The organism is Sphingomonas sp., assembly GCF_036269755.1.
Lineage (GTDB): Bacteria > Pseudomonadota > Alphaproteobacteria > Sphingomonadales > Sphingomonadaceae > Sphingomonas.
In genome coordinates this window covers 16,179-36,898 of the sequence record NZ_DATBDV010000004.1, presented here as the reverse complement: position 1 = coordinate 36,898, position 20,720 = coordinate 16,179, and the positions used below count along the sequence as shown (strand labels likewise).

The 20,720-nt window shown below is 64.8% G+C and carries 20 protein-coding genes; 8 read left to right on the top strand and 12 right to left on the bottom strand.

The genetic code is table 11. From position 1 onward, the window contains the following. The first annotated feature begins 14 nt into the window (after nt 1-14). Nucleotides 15-1,418, top strand: a complete 1,404-nt coding sequence (locus tag VH326_RS02490) for a class I SAM-dependent methyltransferase (protein ID WP_329630218.1) — start codon at nt 15-17, stop codon at nt 1,416-1,418. Between the two features lie 38 nt (nt 1,419-1,456). On the opposite strand, the gene VH326_RS02485 is transcribed toward VH326_RS02490, so the two are convergent. Then, a complete protein-coding gene (locus tag VH326_RS02485) occupies nt 1,457-1,999 on the bottom strand; it encodes a murein L,D-transpeptidase catalytic domain-containing protein (RefSeq protein ID WP_329630217.1) in 543 nt (180 codons plus the stop codon). A gap of 337 nt (nt 2,000-2,336) precedes the next feature. On the opposite strand from VH326_RS02485, the gene VH326_RS02480 reads away from it, so the two are divergent. From VH326_RS02480 to VH326_RS02470, 3 genes are all read left to right on the top strand, one after another. Next, a complete protein-coding gene (locus VH326_RS02480; RefSeq protein ID WP_329630216.1) occupies nt 2,337-4,646 on the top strand; it encodes an ATP-dependent helicase in 2,310 nt (769 codons plus the stop codon). A gap of 79 nt (nt 4,647-4,725) precedes the next feature. Beyond that, nucleotides 4,726-6,219: a DUF389 domain-containing protein gene (locus VH326_RS02475; protein ID WP_329630215.1), complete on the top strand. Its 1,494-nt coding sequence runs from the start codon at nt 4,726-4,728 to the stop codon at nt 6,217-6,219. Between the two features lie 34 nt (nt 6,220-6,253). Continuing rightward, nucleotides 6,254-6,475, top strand: coding sequence for a hypothetical protein (locus VH326_RS02470; RefSeq protein ID WP_329630214.1), 222 nt, complete (start codon nt 6,254-6,256; stop codon nt 6,473-6,475). A 54-nt stretch (nt 6,476-6,529) separates the two neighbouring features. On the opposite strand, the gene VH326_RS02465 is transcribed toward VH326_RS02470, so the two are convergent. Next, the gene (locus VH326_RS02465; protein WP_329630213.1) at nt 6,530-7,549 is read right to left on the bottom strand and encodes a hypothetical protein; all 1,020 of its coding nucleotides are present in this window, start codon (nt 7,547-7,549) and stop codon (nt 6,530-6,532) included. Nucleotides 7,550-7,896: 347 nt separating this feature from the next. Then, a complete protein-coding gene (locus VH326_RS02460; RefSeq protein WP_329630212.1) occupies nt 7,897-8,067 on the bottom strand; it encodes a hypothetical protein in 171 nt (56 codons plus the stop codon). Between the two features lie 75 nt (nt 8,068-8,142). Between VH326_RS02460 and VH326_RS02455 the strand changes: the two genes are divergently transcribed. Both VH326_RS02455 and VH326_RS02450 read left to right on the top strand, forming a co-directional pair. Next, the gene (locus tag VH326_RS02455) at nt 8,143-8,595 is read left to right on the top strand and encodes a hypothetical protein (RefSeq protein WP_329630211.1); all 453 of its coding nucleotides are present in this window, start codon (nt 8,143-8,145) and stop codon (nt 8,593-8,595) included. Between the two features lie 118 nt (nt 8,596-8,713). Then, nucleotides 8,714-9,082, top strand: coding sequence for a hypothetical protein (locus VH326_RS02450; protein ID WP_329630210.1), 369 nt, complete (start codon nt 8,714-8,716; stop codon nt 9,080-9,082). A gap of 64 nt (nt 9,083-9,146) precedes the next feature. Here the strand turns inward: VH326_RS02450 and VH326_RS02445 are convergent, their stop codons facing one another. From VH326_RS02445 to VH326_RS02420, 6 genes are all read right to left on the bottom strand, one after another. Continuing rightward, a complete protein-coding gene (locus VH326_RS02445) occupies nt 9,147-9,653 on the bottom strand; it encodes a hemerythrin domain-containing protein (protein WP_329630209.1) in 507 nt (168 codons plus the stop codon). A gap of 78 nt (nt 9,654-9,731) precedes the next feature. Beyond that, nucleotides 9,732-10,418: a phosphatase PAP2 family protein gene (locus VH326_RS02440; protein WP_329630208.1), complete on the bottom strand. Its 687-nt coding sequence runs from the start codon at nt 10,416-10,418 to the stop codon at nt 9,732-9,734. A 51-nt stretch (nt 10,419-10,469) separates the two neighbouring features. Further along, a complete protein-coding gene (locus VH326_RS02435) occupies nt 10,470-11,264 on the bottom strand; it encodes a hypothetical protein (protein WP_329630207.1) in 795 nt (264 codons plus the stop codon). Continuing rightward, on the bottom strand, nt 11,261-12,070 hold the full coding sequence (locus tag VH326_RS02430) for a hypothetical protein (protein ID WP_329630206.1): 810 nt from the start codon (nt 12,068-12,070) through the stop codon (nt 11,261-11,263). Before VH326_RS02430 ends, VH326_RS02435 begins: the two co-directional genes overlap by 4 nt. 64 nt (nt 12,071-12,134) lie before the next feature. Then, the gene (locus VH326_RS02425; protein WP_329630205.1) at nt 12,135-12,467 is read right to left on the bottom strand and encodes a hypothetical protein; all 333 of its coding nucleotides are present in this window, start codon (nt 12,465-12,467) and stop codon (nt 12,135-12,137) included. A 45-nt stretch (nt 12,468-12,512) separates the two neighbouring features. Beyond that, nucleotides 12,513-14,843, bottom strand: coding sequence for a GH92 family glycosyl hydrolase (locus VH326_RS02420; protein ID WP_329630204.1), 2,331 nt, complete (start codon nt 14,841-14,843; stop codon nt 12,513-12,515). Nucleotides 14,844-14,923: 80 nt separating this feature from the next. On the opposite strand from VH326_RS02420, the gene VH326_RS02415 reads away from it, so the two are divergent. Then, the gene (locus tag VH326_RS02415) at nt 14,924-16,378 is read left to right on the top strand and encodes an MFS transporter (RefSeq protein ID WP_329630203.1); all 1,455 of its coding nucleotides are present in this window, start codon (nt 14,924-14,926) and stop codon (nt 16,376-16,378) included. Between the two features lie 157 nt (nt 16,379-16,535). Here VH326_RS02415 and VH326_RS02410 read toward each other — a convergent pair whose 3' ends face one another. The 3 genes from VH326_RS02410 to eno all read right to left on the bottom strand — a co-directional run bounded on the left by VH326_RS02410 (nt 16,536) and on the right by eno (nt 20,111). Then, nucleotides 16,536-18,284, bottom strand: a complete 1,749-nt coding sequence (locus VH326_RS02410; protein WP_329630202.1) for a DUF885 domain-containing protein — start codon at nt 18,282-18,284, stop codon at nt 16,536-16,538. Nucleotides 18,285-18,390: 106 nt separating this feature from the next. Then, complete coding sequence (locus tag VH326_RS02405; RefSeq protein WP_329630201.1) at nt 18,391-18,705, bottom strand: FtsB family cell division protein; 315 nt, start codon at nt 18,703-18,705, stop codon at nt 18,391-18,393. Between the two features lie 128 nt (nt 18,706-18,833). Next, a complete protein-coding gene (gene eno / locus VH326_RS02400) occupies nt 18,834-20,111 on the bottom strand; it encodes a phosphopyruvate hydratase (RefSeq protein ID WP_329630200.1) in 1,278 nt (425 codons plus the stop codon). A 146-nt stretch (nt 20,112-20,257) separates the two neighbouring features. Here eno and VH326_RS02395 point away from each other — a divergent pair, with 146 nt between their 5' ends. Further along, nucleotides 20,258-20,716, top strand: a complete 459-nt coding sequence (locus VH326_RS02395) for a hypothetical protein (protein ID WP_329630199.1) — start codon at nt 20,258-20,260, stop codon at nt 20,714-20,716. Nucleotides 20,717-20,720 lie beyond the last annotated feature (4 nt).

Genomic DNA, 20,720 nt, shown 5'->3' with positions numbered 1-20,720 from the left:
GCCACAGTCGTGCGGTGAACGCGCCGCCGACCTTGCCCGAGCGACTCGACCGAACGCTCGCGGCGTATCATGAGGCGCGCGACGACCTGCGCGTGCGCACGCGGCTGGCGCAATTGTTGGCGCAGGATCCGAATCTCGCTGAACTCAAGCACCGTGGGGCGATCGCCGATCTCGTCCGCGACCTGCGGATCGATCCGCGCCAGGTTGAGCGTGCAGGGTGGCATATCGTCCTGGCGAGCGGCGCGGTGCCCGACAGTCCCGAAGCCGCCGCGTCCTGGCTGGAGGGCGACGAGCTCGCACTTGGCTTGCTGTCGGAGACTCACGTTACCGTCGCAGCGGCCGAGGCGGCGGCGAGCGCAATCCGGCGCTGGCTACTGATCGAGGGGCGTGCGGCGGATTATCCGCGCGCTGCCGCGGCGTTGATCGCGCAAGCGGCGCTCAACGAAGGCTGCTGGCCGTTCGACGCAGACGAAGCCGCCGCGCTCGCCACTGCTCCGGACTTCGCACTCGCCTACCTGCCCCCGCCCCCACCGCACAATGTTCCGCCCGCATTCGTCGCGCCGATCACGCGCGCGGTCGCGGCGCAATATGCCGACTGGCCGTACCCGACCTGGCAGCGGGCCAATGCCCTCCCCCCGCGTCACATCAACCGCCGCCTCGCCAGCCTCGGTCCCGGCGCGCCGCAGCTGCCGCGAAACGCGCAGATCCTGGTCGCCGGCTGCGGCACGGGAAGCGAAGCGTACATCGTCGCGTCTGCCGCGCCGGACTGCCACGTCACCGCGATCGACCTGAGCGCCACTTCGATCGCCTACGCGCGCGAGCGTTGCGCCGGGCTCTCCAACATCACCTTTCGCCAGCACGACCTCAACCGCGTCGCCGAGCTCGGCCAGACCTTCGATTACATCTCGACCTCGGGCGTGCTGCATTGCGTGCCCGACCCCGAAGCGGCGTGGGCGGGGCTGGTCGATGTCCTCGAGCCGGGCGGCGGGATGCATGTCATGCTCTACAGCCGCCTCGCGCGGCTGGCGGTGACGGCCGCGCAGCGCCAACTCGGCGAGCTGATGGAGCGCCCGGTCGATGCCGACTTGATCCGCGAGGCTCGCGCCCGGCTGATCGCCGATCCTGTGGTCGGCATCAACGATTCGCCCGATTTCTTCAGCGCGGGCGGCGTCTACGACCTGCTGCTCCACGTCCACGAGGATTTGTTCGACGTGCCCCGGATCGAGGCCGCGGTCGCCAGCATGGGCCTCGACCTGATCCATTTCACCCTGCCCGACGCCGCCGCCACCGCGCAATATCGCGCCGAATTCCCCGGCGACCCGTGGCGGCGCAGCTTCGCCAACTGGGCCGAATTCGAATTCCGCCATCCCGGCATGTTCGGTCCGATGTACGGGCTGGAGTGCGTCAAGCCCGCCTGAACACTCGCACGCTATCGCCGTCACGCTCCTGAGGGTGCCTAGCGCGAGGCCGACAACCCGGCATAGAGAAAACCCCCATTGGCCAAGCGCGCCTCGACCATCGGATAGTCCGAGGCCATCACTACGAAACATCCTTCGCTTAGCCCAAGCTTGCCGTCCTTCGCCAACTTTGCGGGTGAGACATAATCGTCTTTCACTTTCGCGCTGGTGTGGATCGCGACCAGTCGCGGGCGTGCCCGGTCGTCCGTCGCATCGAGCCCATCCACCTTCATCGATCGGCCGTGCTTGCCCCGATATGTTTCGGCGACGGTGTAGGCTCCGAGCGAAGACATGTTCGAGCCCTCGATATTGCCAAAGCGCACCGCCAATTCGGTACGCGCGGCGTCCACCGACCCGCTACCGTGTGCGACGTAGATCGGAGCGTTGATCCCGGAGGCGTCGCGCAAGTCGATAAGCCACATTCTGGGCGTACCCGACGGCAACGCAAAATCGACCACCGCGATTACCGGATGTGTGGCATCGGTGCAGCCATGCTGTCGATAGCTGTCCAACGCAGCCGTTAGCAGGGCACGATCCGGCATGGCGGGTGCGCCGACCGCGCGGTCCAATGTCGACAAGACCCCGCCTGTGTCTCGGCATAGTCGCGCCTGCTCCGATTCTCGCGGCCCGGCAGCGGCCCAGCGCGGCGCGCAGCTTATTATGGAGGTGAAAGCCAATCCCGCGACCATTGCGACCTTCGTTTTCCGCACGCGCGCCTCCTCGTGGAGTTTTCACGAGAGTCTATTCTTGCGTGTCGCAAGGCAAGCAAAATTAGGTCCGGATCGCGGCGTTTCTTGCCTCTGGTCATAGCGCGGCCAGATCGACTTATGCCTAGACAGACGGTTGCCCGCGCCAGCCCCGTTCCCTAAGTGTTCACGCGTGACTCAGCCAGCTTCGCTCCCCGACGATCCGCCGTATCTGCGCGGACTCAACTCGCCGCAGCGCGAGGCGGTGCTGACCACCGAAGGGCCGGTGCTGGTACTGGCGGGTGCGGGGACCGGCAAGACCGCGGCGCTGACCGCTCGGCTCGCGCACCTTCTGTTCACGCGCCGCGCCTGGCCCTCCGAAATCCTCAGCGTCACCTTCACCAACAAGGCGGCGCGCGAGATGCGCGAGCGCGTGCGCGGGATCGTCGGCGAGGCGGTCGAGGGAATGCCGTGGCTCGGCACCTTCCACGCGATCGGCGCGAAGATGCTGCGCCGCCACGCCGAGCTGGCCGGGCTGCACCCCAATTTCACCATCCTCGACACCGACGATCAGTTGCGGCTGCTCAAGCAACTCGTCGTCGCCGCCGACCTCGACGAGAAACGCTGGCCCGCGCGGAGTCTCGCCGGGCTGATCGACGAGTGGAAGAACAAGGGGCTGGTCCCCTCCGACATCCAGGCGGGCGAGAGCGAGCGCTACGCCAATGGCCGCGGCGGCGAGCTCTACGCCGCATATCAAACGCGGCTCAAGGCGCTCAACGCGTGCGATTTCGGCGACTTGCTGCTCCACATGCTCGTCGTCCTGCGCACCCATCGCGAAGTGCTCGCCGACTATCAGCGTCGCTTCAAATACATCATGGTCGACGAGTATCAGGACACCAACAGCGTCCAGTATCTCTGGCTTCGCCTGCTCGCGCAGGAGCGCCGCAACCTGTGCTGCGTCGGCGACGACGACCAGTCGATCTATTCGTGGCGCGGCGCGCAGGTCGAGAACATCCTGAAGTTCGAAAAGGATTTTCCGGGCGCCAAGATCGTCCGACTCGAACAGAATTACCGCTCAACGCCCCACATCCTCGCCGCCGCCGGCGCGGTGATCGCCAACAATGCCGGTAGGCTTGGCAAGGAGCTCTGGACCGAGCTCGACGCGGGCGAGAAGGTCAAGGTGCTCGGCGTGTGGGACGGCCCCGAGGAAGCGCGCCGAGTCGGCGACGAGATCGAAAGCTGCCAGCGGGCCGGAAAATCGCTCGACGACATCGCCATCCTGGTCCGCGCGCAGCACCAGACGCGCGAGTTCGAAGACCGCTTCATCGCGATCGGCATGCCGTACCGAATCGTCGGGGGTTTCCGCTTCTACGAACGCGCCGAAATCCGCGACGCGCTCGCGTATCTGCGCGTCGTCGCGCAACCCGCCGACGACCTCGCCTTCGAACGAATTGTCAACGTCCCCAAGCGCGGGCTGGGCGACAAGGCCGTGGCGAAGGTCCACCAGCTCGCCCGCGCGCAGGGCGTCCCCCTCACCACCGCCGCCGCGCGAATCCTCGATACCGACGAACTGACCCCGCAAGCGCGCCGCGCGCTCGGTAATCTGGTCGGCGATCTTGCGCGCTGGCGCCAGGCGGCGGGCGAACTCCCCCACCCCGACCTAGCCCGGATCATCCTCGACGAATCCGGCTACACCGCGATGTACCAGGCCGAGAAATCGGCCGAAGCCGCGGGCCGCCTCGAAAACCTCACCGAACTCGTCCGCGCGATGGAGGAGTATGAATCGCTCGGCGCTTTCCTCGAACACGTCTCCCTCGTGATGGACAACGAAGCGCAGGCCGATGAGGCCAAGGTCACGATCATGACGATCCACGCCGCCAAGGGGCTCGAATACGACACCGTGTTCCTGGTGGGATGGGAGGAAGGGCTGTTCCCCAGCCAACGCTCGCTCGACGAAGGCGGGCTCGCCTCACTCGAGGAGGAACGCCGCCTCGCCTACGTCGCGATCACTCGCGCCCGCCGCCGCGCGATCATTATCCACGCCGCCAACCGCCGCATCTACGGCCAATGGACGTCGAGCATCCCCAGCCGCTTCGTCGGCGAATTGCCCGACGCGCATATCGAAACCGAGACCAGCATGTCGGGCGGCGAAAGCCTGTGGCGCGCCAACTGGAGCGAACGCGCCGACCCGTTCGCCGACGTCGCGCGCGGCACCGGCCGCGGCCCGGGCTGGCAACGCGCGGCGGGGGTCGACTTCGCGAAGCCCGGCGGCGCCTTCACCAACCGAACCTTCACCCGCGAAGCCCCGCGCGTGGTCGAAGCGCGGGCGAGCGCGATCAGCCTCGGCAACAAGGGCCGCGACGATCTGAGCACCGGAATGCGCGTGTTCCACCAGAAGTTCGGCTATGGCGAGATTGCCGGGATCGAGGGCAACAAGCTCGAGATCGATTTCGAGGCGGCCGGGCGCAAGCGAGTGATGGATAGCTTCGTGACCATCGCTTAGGAGCAAGCCCATCGACTCGCCCGTATCCTCAAGCGCGTCCGCGCCAGCCGCCGACGGCGACGCCCGGTTCGAGCATTTCATGCTCTATCGCTGGTGGCGCATGACGATCGTCGGCAGCGTCGATCACGAAGAGGTCGTCGACCGGATCATCGGGGAAAGCGGCTGGACTCCGCGCTACGCGTTCATGGTGATGATGTCCGCGGGGATCGCGGTGCTCGGGCTGTTGCTGTCGTCGCCGGCGGTGGTGATCGGCGCGATGCTGATCTCGCCGCTGATGAACCCGATCCTCGGGCTCGGCTTCAGCCTGACGCTGTTCGATTATGCCGAGCTGCGCCGTTCGCTGATCGCGCTGGCGATCGGATCGGCGGCGGCGGTGCTGTTCACCGCGCTGATCGTCCTGCTCTCGCCGCTGAAGGCGCCGACCGCCGAGATCCTGTCGCGCACGCGCCCCAATCTGTTCGATCTCGCAGTCGCTCTGTTCGCCGCGCTGGCCGGCACGTTCGCGGTGATTCGCGGGCGCGGCGAGACGATCGTCGGGGTCGCGATCGCCACTGCGCTGATGCCGCCGCTCGCGGTGGTGGGATATGGCCTCGCGACGTGGAACGTGCCCGTGCTGGCGGGATCGCTGGCGCTGTATGTGACCAACTTCGTGACGATCGCGCTGTCGTCGATGGTCATGGCACGCTTCTATGGTTTCGGGCACAACCTCTCGAGCCAGCAAGGCTGGCTGCAGACGGTCGTGCTGGTGCTCGTCTTCGTCGCGATGGCGGTGCCGTTGGGCTTCTCGCTGACCCAGATCGCGCGCGAGGCCTATACGGTATCGAGCGTCCGGGCGTTCCTGTCGGACGAATTTGGATCGCAAGCGCGCGTGACTCAGCTCGACGTCGACTTCGAAGCCGCGCCGATCGCGGTGCGCGCCGTGGTGATCGCCCCCCGCGCCCGCGCCGTGCCGGCGCCCGAGGTCAGGACCGCGCTCCAAAAGAAGCTCGGCCGCTCGGTCACGCTCCAGCTCGACGAAGTGCTGCTCGATCCGGGCGCCAGCACGCTGGAGGCGCAGAAGACCGAGCTCCAGGCGACCGACACGACCGAGGTCGACCGTAAGGTCGCTGCCTTGGTTCAACTCGTCGCCGTCACCGCCGGCGTTGCGACCGATCAGGTCACGCTGGATCGCGGCAACCAACGGATCGAGGCGCGCTCGGTCGCACTACCCGGCGCGACCCTCGCCACCTATCGCTCGCTCGAAGACCGCGTGCGCGCATCGGCCGGTGGATGGACCGTGACGATCGTGCCGCCACTCCAGCCGCTCCCGGTGATCAGCTTTGCCGGCGACGCCGACACGCTCGACGATGCCACGAAGCAAGCGGTCGCGCTGTCCGCCTGGGCGGCGAGCCGCTGGAACAGCCCCGCGCTGGGCATCCCCGGCCTCCCCAAGGGGGATCCGCCCGATCACCCGACCCTCCCGCAACGCCGCGCGCTCGCGGTCGCCGATGCGGCAAAGGCAGCGGGAGCCGCGGTCGCACCGCTGCCCGCCGCGGCGGGTCCCGCGTTTCAGCTGTCGCTTATGGCGCCGTGACTCGACCACTAGTACAGCTCGGCAGTGAGAGCGCGTGTTCCACCAGAAGTTCGGCTATGGCGAGATCGCCGAGATCGAGAGCAACAAGATCGAGATCGATTTCGAAACGGCTGGCCGGAAGCGGGTGATCGATAGTTTTGTGACGGTGGGACTATCGTCTAAGCTACAACTTCCGTACGCCCTTCGCGCTCTTTTTTTCATTCGGCGCGAGTGGCTGATTTTCTCCATCTCAAGGAACAATGAGCAAAGACAATAGGCTTTAGAGCTATTACACCGACTTCTACAAAATTAAATTCGTGATCGATCAATTCTAAAACCTTCGATTACCACGCTCCCAGTCGATCGGTTTTCTTTTGCGCTGCATATTGTCTAACATAGCCAACTGGCGCTCCGCCATCTTAGCTTGTTCTCCGGCAATCTCGGCACGTTGGTTACTCGCTCTCTCAGAGGCCGCGTTAGAGACATCTGTGTATTTGTTAATCTCCGAAGATACGCTTTCCATTGCCTCTACTTGTGCCCTAGACGCAGACTCGATCGTTCCGATAAGTTCGGAATGGCGGCCTTTCATTCCGGACTCCATGCTTTCTAGTTGCGAGGATAATTGATCAAAGGAATGTTCGATTTGGGCTCTTAGCCCGTTTATCGCTTGACCCAAATTTGCGAAACCACTGATTAGAACCGATGTTGTTCGTCTTTGTTCATAAATAGTGGAAAATTCATAAACTCTCTGTGCCTTAGCGACAATCGTCTGCATTCGATCTTCTGCTAGCATGGACGATTTTCGAACCCTGACAGTATCCACCTTTACAATTGGAAACGGTGATTCGGACTGCTCATATGACGAACATAGTTCGACATAGTACTCGGATTGCCAGTTTATGTTATTTAGGCTTTTATCGACTTGTGATAAATGAGTTAAAGCGTCTTCAATAGCCTGCCAAAACGGTGAAAACGCTTTATCGCTGAAGTTATTTTCAGCTTTGTCTAGGCTTTCTTCAACTTTCAATAAAAACCCTGGCAATTCATGATATATTATCACCGCGCCTTCACGGCAACTGCCAATTCTACTCTTCAAATCACTTTGTTCTCGCAAATGCTGCTGCCGTTGATTCTCTCGAATTTGTGCCTGTCGTTCTTCCTCGCGCTGCTCGGCCTGACGAATCGCTTCGCGCTTACGCGCTTCTTCCCGCTGGTGTTTGTAAACTTTCCATCCCACGATAGAGGCAGCAATCGCAAAAAACCCGAGCATTCCAAATGCTTGATAAAAAAAGTAAATTGCGGCGGCTATCGCAGCCAGTACCAGGCCTAGAACAATCAGTCCTTCGTCCACTGACCCCTCCGTTTTGTTCGCCGTACCGCTCATAAGCGAAAGCCCCGCGATAACTGACGCACTTCAGGAGCAACGGTCAAGCTAATGGTTCGTGGCCATCGTGGGGCTTATATTTGGCGAAGCGTCTTATCGGGAATCACGGTGACGGGAATTACGGAATTACGGGAATTACGGAATTACGGAATTACGGTGGAATTACGTGACAGTGCACAAATTTCGCGACTAAGCCGCCACCCACTCCATCCCAATCACCTCCCCCTTCGCCCGCACCGGTACCAAGTCATGCGCCGCCTGCATCCGCGTCAGCGTGTCGGCGCTCACCCCGAATGCCTGGTCGAACCGGATCGCTATTTCCGCCGACAGGCCGGCGCGGCCGCGCCGCAAATTGCCATCGCGCGCCGAGTCACGCGCAGCTTCGCCGCCGCGTCGGTGACCGACAGGCCATGCGGCTCGACCATCTCCGCGCGCAGCCATGCGCCGGGATGAACCGCGAAGCTCAGGTGCACCTTGATCGCCATCGGTGATAATCCTCCCAGACAGCATACCGCAGAATTATCTTCCAATGTAGGATTGCGTCTGATCTAAGCTGGTCGATGCACCCCGCGCCCGATCTCGGTCCGATCCCGTTCGACTCCGTCCCCACCGCCTCGAAACGCCACGACGGCTGGACCCCGGCGCGGCAGCGCGACTTCATCGATGCGCTCGGCCAGTGCGGCCTCGTCGGGGCGGCGGCGCGGGCGGTCGGGATGACGCCCAAGTCCGCCTATCGCTTGCGCGCTCGCGCCGGGGCGGAAAGCTTTCGCGCGGCTTGGGATGCCGCCGTCGATCGGGGCGGCGCGGTGGCGCGCGACACCGCGATCGAGCGCGCGTTCGAGGGTGAAAAGGTGCCGGTCTTCTATCGCGGCGTGCAGGTCGGCGAGCGGCGGCGCTACGACAATAGCTTGCTGATCGCCGCGCTCAGGAACTGGCGGCCCGGCCAGCACGATAGCGCCGCCGCGCTCGCCGATTTCCTCGGTTCGTCCGATTCCGCCGCCGACGTCCCGTGACTTTCGTGACTTTCGCCGCTGACGCGCCGGCTCGCCCGCCGACGCTGATAGCGTGACGTTGGTGTGACCTTGGCCGCGCGCCAACCTGTATGCCGCCCGACTGGGCCGTTCAGGAACCATGTCGTTGCAGGATCGTATCGTCGGCGCGGCCCTATTCCGGGCTCGAGAGGATGAAAACATGAAACGCATCATGATCACGGCCGGCCTGGCCGCCATGCTGATGGGCGCGGCGCCCGCCATCGCCGCCCCTTCCGCGGGCAACGCGCCGGGCATTTCGGCGCCGCAGGACACCCGCATGGATCGCCGTGAAGATCGTCGCGACGACCGTGATCGCCGGATGGATCGCCGCGAAGACCGCCGGATGGACCGCCGCGACGATCGCCGCGACTGGAACCGCGGCCGGCATAACGGCTGGGGCAACGGCTGGGGCAACCGGTGCCATAACGAGCGCCGTCACCATCGCTGGGTGCGCATCTGCCGCCGCTGATCGCGCATGAAAAAGGGGGCGGCTCGCGAGCCGCCCCCGATTTTAGCGCGGGTTGCGCGTGCGCTCAGACGGTCGCTTCGGTGAACGTCGTGGTCTCGGGCTTGGGCAGCCCTTCGGCCTCGAACCTGGTCACCAATTCTTCCTTGCGCGCGCGCAACTGGTCGCCGAGCGCATCCATGTCGAGCCCGGCCTTGCGCGCCTGGCTGAAGATGCCCTCCATCCGCGCTTCCTCTTCCTTGACGTGGTGCTCGATCTCCTCGGACAGCACCTTGACCTTGGCGTCGTAATATTCGTCGTCGGGACCGCCCGCCTCGATCTCGGCGATCAGCACCTTGGCGCCGTCATGCTCGACATAGGCTTCCTTCAGGTCGTCCTCCTCGACCTTGCCCTCGCACGCCGGGTAGAAGATTTCCTCCTCCAGCATCGTGTGGACGGTCAGCTCAAGGCAGATGCGCTTGGCGATCTTCTCCTTGGCGCCGTCGCCCGAAGCCTTTTCGAACTTTTCGAACAGCTCCTCGACGGTGCGGTGGTCGGCCTTGAGCAGCGCGATCGCATCCTGTTTGTCGGGCATCTTGGTCTCCGCGATTGTTTCGCACCTTCAACCATGATTGGGCCAAGTCGTTCCGGATCGGATGCTTGTTGCGAGTCGTTAGCGCGCCGCGCTGTGCCGCCGCCACCAGCGATTGGCCGCGAACACCGCGAGCGCCCACGCCGCGCCGAAGCACCAGCCGCCGAGCACGTCGCTCGGCCAATGCACACCGAGATAGACTCGGCTGCACCCGATCAGCACGACCAGGGCTGCGGAGAAGCCGACCAGAGCCAGCCGCCCGGCGCGGCTTTGCACCCCCTCCGCCAGCATCAGTGCGAGCGTCAGATACACCGCGGCCGAGGTCATCGCATGGCCGCTCGGAAAGCTGGCATTCTCGACCTGGACGAGGTGCGGGACGAGCGTCGGGCGCGGGCGGCCGATCCAATGCTTGAGCAGCGCGTCGATCACCGCGCTGCCGATCATCGACGCGGCGATCCATCCGGCTTCCGCACGCTTTCGGATCGCAAGCAGCCAGATCAGCCCGGCGATCCCGAACAGCCACATCAACGTGAACCCGCCGAGGGCCGATATGTCGACCGCGGATTGCTGGAGCCAGGCCGGGCCGATCGGGCGGCTGAGATCGCCAGGGGTGCGCAATCCCAGCAGGATCGTTGGATCGATCGCCCAGCTGGTGCCCTCGATCAGCTCGTCCGCGAGATACCCACCAAGCGCGGTCAGCGACGCGGCAAGCAGGGCGAGCAACGGCCAGATGCGAACCGGCGGCGCGGGCGTAGGATGGTCACTCATGACGCCGCTTTGCCACGCCCGGGTCGGACGCGAAATGCCCGATCGATCGCGCTATGTGCGGCCGGCGGCGGTGGCGCCTGGTTTGTCCGACGCGCCGATTGGCTTGTGCGCGACGAGCGCCGCGACGAGCACCAGCGCGAACAGGATCGCGAACAGCAGCGTGAAATACCCTATGATCGTCGCCACCACGATCGCGACATGGCGGTGGTAAAGCTCCGCGAGCGACATCGCCATTACCGGCATCAGCACGATCCAGCCCCAATTGTTCGGGTCGCCCGGCAGTCGCAGCGCAAACACGATCCCCTCGAACAGCGCAAGCCACGGAAAGACCAGCGCCATCACCGTCAGCATCGTCATCAGAAAATGGCGGATCGTCACGTCGCGGCGCTTGATCCGGAGCATCAGGTGGAGCGGCGCGTAGCAGATCGTGACGAGCACCATCACGCCGATCGCCTGAATCGCTTCGGTCAGGATCGGCGGCGCGAAATGCTCGCCCTCGGCATGCTTGATCGGCAGGACCGTCATCACCAGCGAGCCGATCAGGATCGCGGCGACCCAGAAGCCGATCAGCTCGACGACGGTGAAGCGGCGCTCGCGGATCTCGTGGATCAGGTGGCTCGGCCGGACCAGCGATCGCGCGTGCTCGATATATTCGGCGACCGGCTCGAACAGCGACCGCATCGCGCGCCTTGCGACATGGCCGTTTTCGAGTTCGGCGCCGCAACTGCCGCAATATTTCCCCACCGCGACCGCTTCGCAACGCGGACACGGCACCGGCCCGCCATCGACCGCCGAGTCGAACCCGCACCGTGCGCAGCCCGCCGCGCTGGCGCCGCCGCCGCTCACCGCTTCGCCTTCGCGATAGGAACCGGCGGCAGCGCCGGCTTGTGAACCACCTGCGCGACCACCAACAGAAGGCCGACGAGCATTCCCGCGAACGCCAGCACATAGGCCGCGAAGATCGGCAGCGCGGTCCGGATCCGCCGCCGATAAAGCGCCGCAAAGGCGATGCTGTAGAATGTCACCGAAAACGGCATCGTCCACCACGTCGCCTCGCCCGGCAGCCGCTGTGCGATGACGTCCTGCGAGACCTTGATCCACGGATAGAGCAAGGCTCCGGTCGTCAGCGTCATCAGCAGATACTGGCGGATGGTGACGTCGCGATGGCCGATCCGAAGCAACAGATGCGCGGGCGCGAACACGATCACCATGCGCGCCATCAGCAAAAGTGCCTGGACCGCCTCGAGCAGGATCGGCATCTCGAAATGCTCGCCCTCGGCGACCGGCAGGAACGCCTCGATCAAGCCAGTGACGAGCACCGCAGCGACCCAGAACCCGATCAGCTCGACGCCCGTAAAGCGCCCGCTACGAACCTCGTGCGCCAGTTGCCCGGGACGGATCAGCCAGCGGATATGCTCGAAATATTCGAAAAACGGCCCGAATAGCGCGCGTATCGTCCGCCACGCGACGTGGCCGCGCTCAAGCTCGGATCCGCACGTGCTGCAATATCGCCCCGCCCCGATCGTCGCGCAGCGCGGACAGTCGAAGGCCTCGCGATTGCCCTCCCCGTCGAGGCCACAGCGCGGACATTCGGCCACGGTGAGCCCGTGCCCGTCATGCTCGTGTCCGGCGATGGCGGTCGATGCGTGCATGGCCCCCCGGCGGCAGGATTACGCCAGGGACGCGCGATCGACTTGTAAGAATTGGACGCCCGGCTCAGCCCTCGACCGCAATCAACGCGGCGGCGAAGCGTTCGTCGCGGGCATCCCACAATTCGCTGGTCTGGAACGGACGATCGGTGATCGCGATCTCTCCCAGACCATCGAGCTTGAACACGCCCATCTTGTATTCCTTCGGCACCTGCCCGCCGCGCTCCAGCGTTACGCCGCCGACGTGCAGCGCGTCGTGCTTGGTGAACAGCACGTGCGGCGCAAGGATCACCGCGTCGCGATTGTACGTCGCCGCGATGCAGCGCTTGGCGACGATCGCCTGGAGCACGGTCGGCGTGGCGCCGCTCGGCATCGGCTCGGGCTTTTCGGTCAGGTACATGCCGCGGAAGATAATGCCTATGCTGCGATGCAGCAACCCGCTGCTTTAGTACGCGCTCATCGAATATGGCCGCGCCGCGACGCTCGTGCCCCATGCCTTGTTCGGCGTCGCGCTCATCGTGAAACGCAACGCGCCGCCGCGCTCGATCTCGTCATGCGTGATGTACACGCGAGTCAGCGGGCGACCGTTGAGCGTCACCGAAGCTACGTAGCGGTTGGCCTCGCTCATGCCGTCGGCAACCACGGTAAAGCGCTTGCCGTTGGGCAATCGAATGCTCGCCCGATCGACGAACGGTCGCCCGATCACATACTGCCCGCTCCCCGGCGCGACGGGGTAGAAACCGAGCGCGGTGAACACCAGCCACGCCGACATCTGGCCGAGGTCGTCATTGCCAGACAGCCCGTCGGGGCGCGGTTTGTACTGGCTGTCGACGATCTGCTTCAATCGCGCCTGAGTCCGCCACGGCGCGCCCGCGTAATCGTACAGATACGCGACGTGGTGGCTCGGCTCGTTGCCGTGAATATACTGACCGATCAGCCCGGCGATGTCCTCCGACTTCGAATAATCGAGCTTCGAATTGTCGAAATCGAACATCGCGTCGAGCTTGGCGATCGTCGCGGCATCGCCGCCGAGCAGCTTGATCAGCCCGCCCTCGTCGTGCGGCATGAACCACGAATATTGCCAGGCGTTGCCCTCGGTATAATCCGATCCGTAGTTGATCGCCGTAGGATCGAATGGGGTGCGGAAGCTGCCATCGGCCTTGCGCGCGCGCAGCCAGCCGGTCGCGGCGTCGAAGCTGTTGCGCCAATAGGCCGCGCGCTTCTCGAATGTCGCCGCGACATCCGTCCTCCCTAACGCTTTCGCCATCCGCGCGATCGTCCAGTCGTCATAGGCGTACTCGACCGTCTTCGACGCCGCCTCGGGCTCGCGGTCGATCGGAACGTAGCCGAGCTTCATGTAATCGCCGAGGCCACCGTACGGCGCGTAGGTTGCAGTCGCGACCATGGCGTCGAGCGCTTTGTTCGCGTCGAACCCCTTGATGCCCTTCAGGTACGCATCCGCGATCACCGGCACCGCGTGATAGCCGATCATCGTCCAGGTTTCCTGCCCCTGGAACTGCCAAACGGGCAAGATGCCGTACGGGCTCTCCGCCTGGCTCGCTATCAGCGAGCGGACGACGTCGGTGGTCGTGGAGGCGGGCTGGACGATCGTCAGCAGCGGATGCTCGGCGCGGAACGTGTCCCACAGCGAAAAGGTCGAGCGGAAGGTGAAGCCGATTGCGCGGTGAACCTGATCGTCGGGTCCGCGATAGCGACCGTCGGCATCGGAGAGCACGCTCGGCGCCATCAATGCGTGATAGAGCGCGGTGTAGACCGATCGCCGCATGTCGGGCGCGGCCTGGATGTCGACCGCGCCGAGCGCCTGGTCCCACGCCCGCTCGGTCCTCGCGCGCACTGCGTCGAACCCGCCGGGCTCGCTCGCTAGATTGGCGATGGCGCCGTCCTCGTCGACCGTGGAGAGCGCGACCTTAACCTCGAGCGGCGCAGCCAAGCGCCCGAAGTCGAGCCGAGCAACCAAAGCACGCCCTTTGAGCTCGGCGATGTCGCTTCCGCTCCGCCCCGGCCCCTTGAACCCGCGATAGGGCACGTCGGTCTCGCGGTTCTCGAAGTCGTGCCCGGTCAGCGGCCGCGAGAAGCGCATCGCGAAGAACAATTTGCGCCCCGGCGCCCAGCCGCGAGTCTCGCGCCCGCCGGTGATCGTGCCGTCGGGCCGCAGCCTGATCGACGACCACGACACCTTGCCCGGATAATTGTACATGCTGGTGCGCAGATCGAGCACCAGATGCGCAGCCTTGTCGCGCCCGAAGGTGTAGCGGTGAACCCCGACGCGAGTCCCCGCGGTCATCTCGGCGCGAACCCCCGGATCGGTCAGCGTCACGGCGTAGTAACCGGGGCTGGCAACCTCGTCGGCGTGGCTGAACCGCGAGCGATAGCCGCTGCCGGGCTTGGCCGGATCGGCCGGTTCCATCGGAACGACGTCGCCCGACACCGGCATGACGAGGAAGTCGCCGAGGTCCGAGTGCCCCGCGCCGGAAAAATGCGTGTGGCTGAACCCGGCGATCGTCGGATCTTCGTAGCGATAGCCCGCGGCGTGCGCATAGCATTTGCGGATCACGCATTCGACGTCGGTGTCGGGCGACAGCTGGACCATCCCGAACGGCGCCACCGCGCCGGGGAAGGTATGCCCCTCCCCGCCCGTGCCGATGAACGGATCGACCGAAGCGCGCGGGCCGGCCGCCGCATCGGCGATCGGCGACAGGATCAGCGCCAACGTCGCGACGATCAGCGAGAGGTGGGGAAGCGTTCGGTTGAGCATTGCCACATCAAAGCACGCTGGCCGCCGCACGCCAATATGGATGGCGCGGAACCTCCACACCTGCGACAGGTTGGGCCGGCATGGGGCGACCGACCACAAAACCAGCGACAGACCCTGACCACGCGGCCCGCAAGGTCACGAACGACGGCCTGCCCCTGCCGCGCCGCTATCTGGCAATCGGTGCGTTGTGCGCGGGGACGGCGCTGGTGATCATCGACGGGGGCATCGCCAATGTCGCCTTGCCCACGATCGCGCGCGACCTGGGCGTCGGATCGAGCGCGGTGGTGGCGATCGTCACGGTCTATCAGCTGATGCTGGTGATGCTGTTGCTGCCGTTCGCGGGGCTTGGCGAGCGGATCGGGCTCAAGCGGATGTATCAGGTGGGCCAGACGATCTTCACCGTCGCGACATTATTGTGCTTCTTCGCCAAGAGCCTGCCGTTCCTGCTCGTGGTTCGCGGCGCGCAAGCGGTCGGCGCGGCGGGCGCGCTCAGCGTGTCGTCGGCCCTGATCCGCCAGACTTATCCGGTCAAGCAGCTCGGCCGCGGGCTCGGGATCAATTCGGTGATCGTGTCGAGCTCGGCCGCCGCCGCCCCGACGATCGGCGGGCTGGTGCTGGCGATCGCGCCGTGGCCGTGGGTATTCGCTTGTGCCATCCCGTTCGCGCTGGTCAGCCTCGCGCTCGGTCGCGCGCTGCCCAATCCCAGGCCGGGCCACGCGCATTTCGACGTGCTCGGCGCGGTGATGTGCGCGGCGATGTTCGGACTGGTGATCGGCGGCGCGGAGAGCGCAGTCCACGGCAACAGCCCGGTGGTCTCGGCCGCGATCGTCGCGACCGGCGTGCTGGTCGGCTATTATTTCGTGCGCCGCGAGAGGCAGGATGCGAACCCGATCCTGCCGCTCGACCTGCTTCGCCGCCCGGTGATCGCGCTGTCGGTGATCGGCGCCTACACCGCGTTCATCGCGTCGATGACGTTGCTGCTGTCGACGCCGTTCCGACTGACTCACGAATTCGGCTATTCGGCGGCACTGGTCGGCGCGGCGATCGCGCCGTGGCCGCTCACCAACATGATCGTGGCGCCGATGGCGGGCTGGCTGTCGGATCGAATCCCGGCCGGATTGCTTGGTGGGGTCGGCATGACGATCAGCGTCATCGCGCTGCTGCTGATCGCGTTTCTGCCCGCGCACCCAAGCTATTTCGACATCGCCTGGCGCATGGCGCTGTGCGGATCGGGGTTCGGAACCTTCCTGCCGCCCAACGCGCGGCTGATCATCGGCAGCGCCCCGCGTGAACGCGCCGCCGCCGCGGGGGGCCTGATTTCGACCGTGCGACTGTGCGGACAGACGACCGGCGCTACGCTGGTCGCGATGCTGCTCGCGTTGGGCGTCGGTGCGGGGCGGACGCCGCCGCTAGTCGCGGTCGGGCTCGCGGTGATCGCCGGCCTGTGCAGCCTCGCCCGCCTCCGCCCCTCGATCCGCAACCCAACCCGGACCGAGGTTCAGGGGGATGTGCCGACCCTCAAGACGACGCGATAGGCTGGCGATAGCCCTCTCCCGCTTGCGGGAGAGGGTTGGGTGAGGGTCTTCTTTCTTCTTGCAAGCGGACGGCGCTTAAAAAGAAGAAGGCCCTCACCCTCCCACCGCTGCGCGGCGGGGCCCCCTCCCTCTCCCGCACGCGGAGGGCCAAGCCAGCCTAAAATACTGCCTTCGCGTCGCCGCCCATCATCGCCGCGCGGACCAGCGGGATCGGCGGGCCGCCGAAAGACAGGAACTCGTCGTGGAACGCCTTCCACGCCTTTCGTCCGCCTCGCGTTGCGATCCAGTCATCGCGCAGCCGGCGGATCATCAGCTTGCCTAGCGTGTAGTTGAGATAGGCGGGATCGTAAGTCCCGCGCGCCGCCTGCTGGTCGGCATTGCCTTCGTCTTGGTAGCATTGCTCGCGGAACATCTTGAACGAGTCCGCCTGGCTCATCCCTTTCGCATGCATCCCGATCGCCGACAGGAACCGGCAATCGCGGAGCAGGGCGTTGCTGAGCTCGCCGATATGCGTCTCGGGATCGCCGTTACCGAGCCCCGCATCCCACATCATCTCCTCGGCATAATGCGCCCAGCCCTCGGCGAACGCGTAACCGACGAACAGCTGGCCGAAGAGCGACGGCGAGCGGTTGGCGTGGAGGAACTGGACGAAATGCCCAGGCATTACTTCGTGGACCGAGGTGAACAGCAGGTCCATCTTTCCCGGCACGAAGCCGACCTGTTTCTGTTTCGACCAGCTCGGGTCGGGCGGCGAGATGTAATAGACGGACGGGATGCCCTTATCGAACGGCCCCGGCGGATCGATATAGGCCGAGTTCTGCCGGTTATAGGGCGGACTTTCCTCGACCAGCGCCTGTTCGGTGCCCGGGATCGAGACGATGTCGTGCGCGATCACGAACGCGCGAAGCATTGGGATCTGGCGGCGCGCCTCCGCGACCGGGTCATTCCCCGCAGGCTTGTTCGCGCTCATCTTGCCGACGCACGCCTCGATGCTCTTGCCCGGCGCGAACTTGGCGCACGCGTCCTTGAGCGACGCTTGGTTCTTGGCGAGATCGGCCTTGCCCGCCGCTTCGAGCTGGTCGAGCGGGGTGTCGACCCCTTCGGTCTCGAGCAGCATCCGCTGGAACTTGTCGGCGCCGAGCGCGAAGTCCTGAGTCGCGCTGCCTTTCTGCCCTTCGAGCCAGGTCGCGAGCTCGGCCATCGCCTTCGAAGCCGCGGCCGAGGCGTCGGCGAAATCCTTTTGCAGCGCCTTATCCTTGACCCCCGCAAATGCCTTTTTGGCGTCGCCGGTGTAATAGTCGGCGAAGCCCTTGAACCCGGCAACGCCGTAGTTGACGAAGCTCAGTGGCATCGGCGTTTTCAAGTTGGTGCGAATGTTGGCAGCGGCCGAAGGGATCTGGCGGAAGAACTTGATGATCGCCTGCATCCGCGTCTTCGCATCGGCATAGGGCCGCGCGATATACGTGTTGGGGTCGAGTCCGCCGCCGACATAATAAGCCGGATTGTTGTGCGGCTGGTCGGCATCGTCGAGCCAGAACAATTTTCCGCGCGCGACCTGGATCAGATAGTCGCGTTCGAACGCGTCCTGCTTCGACATTTTCGATTTGTCATAGGATTGCGCGTCGGTGATCGCCTTGCGGTAGAAATCGCTCTGCGCCTTCAGCCCAGCGGGGCTCCAGTCGGGGATGCCGCCGTCATATTCGTGCTTGCCCTCGTACACCGCGAACGCCGGGTCGAGCTTGAACACGCCGTTGATGAAGCCATCGCGGAACTGCGCCCACGGCACGCTGTTCGTGGTCGTCGACACCGTCGTATTGGTCACCCTCGTGGTGTTGTCGGTCGACGTCGACGACATGCACGATGCCAGCGCCACGCAGGCGACCGCGCTCAACAGCTTACCCTTCATCCCACTCTCCGCGATTTTGTGAGCGCGTGCTGCCAGATTGCGAAGGCGCGCGCCAGTGGGGGCGGCAAGACGATGGCGGCGGATCGAACTCGGCGCACCGCATCACTTACTTGAGGGGAACGACAACCTCGTTCGGGTTGACGACGTTGAGCTGCTTGCGGGTGAGCTCGTCGGCAATGTCGGGATCGACCTTGTTCGGATCGAGCAAACGGACTCGATTGGCGAGCACCGCCTGCTGGTTCTTGAGCTGAACGAGGTGCATCTGCTGGCGTGCAAGCATGCGCTGATAATCGCCATAAGCGAGCGCGCCGTTCGACCCGACCACCGCATAGATGCCGAAGAACGCTATGAATCCGAGCGCGAGCGCGGGCAAAGCGGCGCGGCGGAATACGTTACGGAAAGTGGTCTGCGAACGCGACATGTCGGAAATGACTTCTCGCGCAAGCCGACTCGTCGAGCAAGCTGAAAATTAACCATAAAAGGTGAGTCGAATCTGCAATGCGGTGAAGCGAGTCCGATCCTCGCGCCCCTCCCTGCGAGGGAGGGGGACTATTTCCGCAGTACGGCGCGTCCCGCGTAGACCGCGACATCGCCCAATTCTTCCTCAATCCGGATCAGCTGATTGTACTTCGCCAGCCGGTCCGACCGCGCGACGCTGCCGGTCTTGATCTGCCCGCAATTGGTCGCGACCGCGAGGTCAGCAATCGTCGAATCCTCGGTCTCACCTGATCGGTGGCTCATCACGGCGGTGTAGCCCGATCGCTGCGCCAAACTGACCGCCGCCAGTGTCTCGGTGAGCGTGCCGATCTGGTTGACTTTGATCAGGATCGAATTGCCCAGCCCCTTGGCGATACCGTCGGCCAAGCGCCTGGGGTTAGTCACGAAGAGATCGTCCCCGACCAACTGCACCTTTTCGCCGATCGCTTCGGTCAGCGCCTTCCAGCCTTCGAAATCGTCCTCGGCCATGCCGTCTTCGATCGAGAAGATCGGATAGCGATCGACGAGATCGGAATAATAACCGGCCATCTCCGCGGGGCTGAGCACCTTGTTCTCGGCGGAAATATTATATTTGCCGCTTTCGAAGAACTCGGTCGACGCCGGGTCGAGCGCGAGCATCACATCGTCGCCGGGCGCGTACCCCGCCCCCTCGATCGCGCGCATAATGAAATCGAGCGCGTCGGTGGTGTTGGCGATGTCAGGCGCAAACCCGCCTTCGTCGCCGACTCCGGTCGACAGGCCTTGCTCGTGGAGCATCTTCTTGAGCGTGTGGAATATCTCCGACCCGCAGCGCACCGCGTCGAACAGATTGGCCGCACCGACTGGCACGATCATGAATTCCTGGAAATCGATCGGGTTGTCGGCATGTTCTCCGCCGTTGATGATGTTCATCATCGGCACCGGCAGTACGTGCGCACCGACTCCGCCGACATAGCGATAGAGCGGCAAACCGCGCGCATCGGCGGCTGCCTTGGCGGTGGCGAGGCTCACCCCCAAGATCGCGTTGGCGCCAAGCCGGCTCTTGTTGGGCGTGCCGTCGAGCGCGATCATCGCAGCGTCGACCTCGGCCTGGTCTTCGGCATCGATCCCCAGGATCGCGTCGGCGATCTCGCCGTTGACCGCATCGACTGCCTTCTGCACGCCCTTGCCGCCCCAGCGGCTCTTGTCGCCGTCGCGCAACTCAACCGCTTCGTGCGCGCCGGTCGATGCCCCGGACGGCACCGCGGCGCGGCCGAACGATCCTTCCTCCAGCATCACTTCGACCTCGACTGTGGGATTGCCGCGGCTGTCGATGATCTGGCGCGCGTGCATGTCGATTATTGCGGTCATGGAACGGTCTTCCTAGATAAGCAGGCCAGAGGGCGTCGCGGCGGCGCTCTATCGGGGAATCGCGAAACCGGCAATTCGCTTGGGCTCGCGGGAACCCGGTAGCATCCGCCTTGGTTGTCGACAGGAACGGATTAAGGAAGCGTATTATGACCGATACCGCACCCAATGAGACGACCGGCGACACCGCCGGCAACGGCGCTGCCGTGGGCGGCGAGGCCACGCCCGGCGTCCAGACGCTCAAGGACAATGTCATCAAGTTCGCCAACGATGCTGGCGAAAAGGCGAAGGCCGCCGCCGAGGACGGCAAGAATCGCGCGGGCGGCGCGCTCGACGAGCTCGCGGTGATGCTCAAGGACGCCGCGGGCACCGTCGACCAGAAGGTTGGCGAGCAATACGGCCAGTACGCCCGCTCGGCCGCGGATGCGGTGTCCAATTTCTCGCAATCGCTCCAGGCCAAACAGATCGACGATCTGATCGACGATGCTCGCGAGTTCGTGAAGAAGAGCCCCGCGGTCGCCATCGGCACCGCAGCGGCGATCGGCTTCGTGCTGGCGCGGCTGGTGAAGGCGGGGCTCGACGCGCCCGCCGACAACGACAAAGTCTGATCGC

Bases quoted from the DNA above. Each gene is read 5' to 3' on its own strand.
- VH326_RS02485 (WP_329630217.1), bottom strand. From the start codon at position 1,999: ATGCCGGATCGTGCCCTGCTAACGGCTGCGTTGGACAGCTATCGACAG.
- VH326_RS02475 (WP_329630215.1), top strand. From the start codon at position 4,726: ATGCTCTATCGCTGGTGGCGCATGACGATCGTCGGCAGCGTCGATCAC.
- VH326_RS02460 (WP_329630212.1), bottom strand. From the start codon at position 8,067: ATGGCGATCAAGGTGCACCTGAGCTTCGCGGTTCATCCCGGCGCATGG.
- VH326_RS02455 (WP_329630211.1), top strand. From the start codon at position 8,143: ATGCACCCCGCGCCCGATCTCGGTCCGATCCCGTTCGACTCCGTCCCC.
- VH326_RS02450 (WP_329630210.1), top strand. From the start codon at position 8,714: ATGTCGTTGCAGGATCGTATCGTCGGCGCGGCCCTATTCCGGGCTCGA.
- VH326_RS02445 (WP_329630209.1), bottom strand. From the start codon at position 9,653: ATGCCCGACAAACAGGATGCGATCGCGCTGCTCAAGGCCGACCACCGC.
- VH326_RS02440 (WP_329630208.1), bottom strand. From the start codon at position 10,418: ATGAGTGACCATCCTACGCCCGCGCCGCCGGTTCGCATCTGGCCGTTG.
- VH326_RS02430 (WP_329630206.1), bottom strand. From the start codon at position 12,070: ATGCACGCATCGACCGCCATCGCCGGACACGAGCATGACGGGCACGGG.
- VH326_RS02425 (WP_329630205.1), bottom strand. From the start codon at position 12,467: ATGTACCTGACCGAAAAGCCCGAGCCGATGCCGAGCGGCGCCACGCCG.
- VH326_RS02420 (WP_329630204.1), bottom strand. From the start codon at position 14,843: ATGCTCAACCGAACGCTTCCCCACCTCTCGCTGATCGTCGCGACGTTG.
- VH326_RS02415 (WP_329630203.1), top strand. From the start codon at position 14,924: ATGGGGCGACCGACCACAAAACCAGCGACAGACCCTGACCACGCGGCC.
- VH326_RS02410 (WP_329630202.1), bottom strand. From the start codon at position 18,284: ATGAAGGGTAAGCTGTTGAGCGCGGTCGCCTGCGTGGCGCTGGCATCG.
- VH326_RS02405 (WP_329630201.1), bottom strand. From the start codon at position 18,705: ATGTCGCGTTCGCAGACCACTTTCCGTAACGTATTCCGCCGCGCCGCT.
- eno (WP_329630200.1), bottom strand. From the start codon at position 20,111: ATGACCGCAATAATCGACATGCACGCGCGCCAGATCATCGACAGCCGC.
- VH326_RS02395 (WP_329630199.1), top strand. From the start codon at position 20,258: ATGACCGATACCGCACCCAATGAGACGACCGGCGACACCGCCGGCAAC.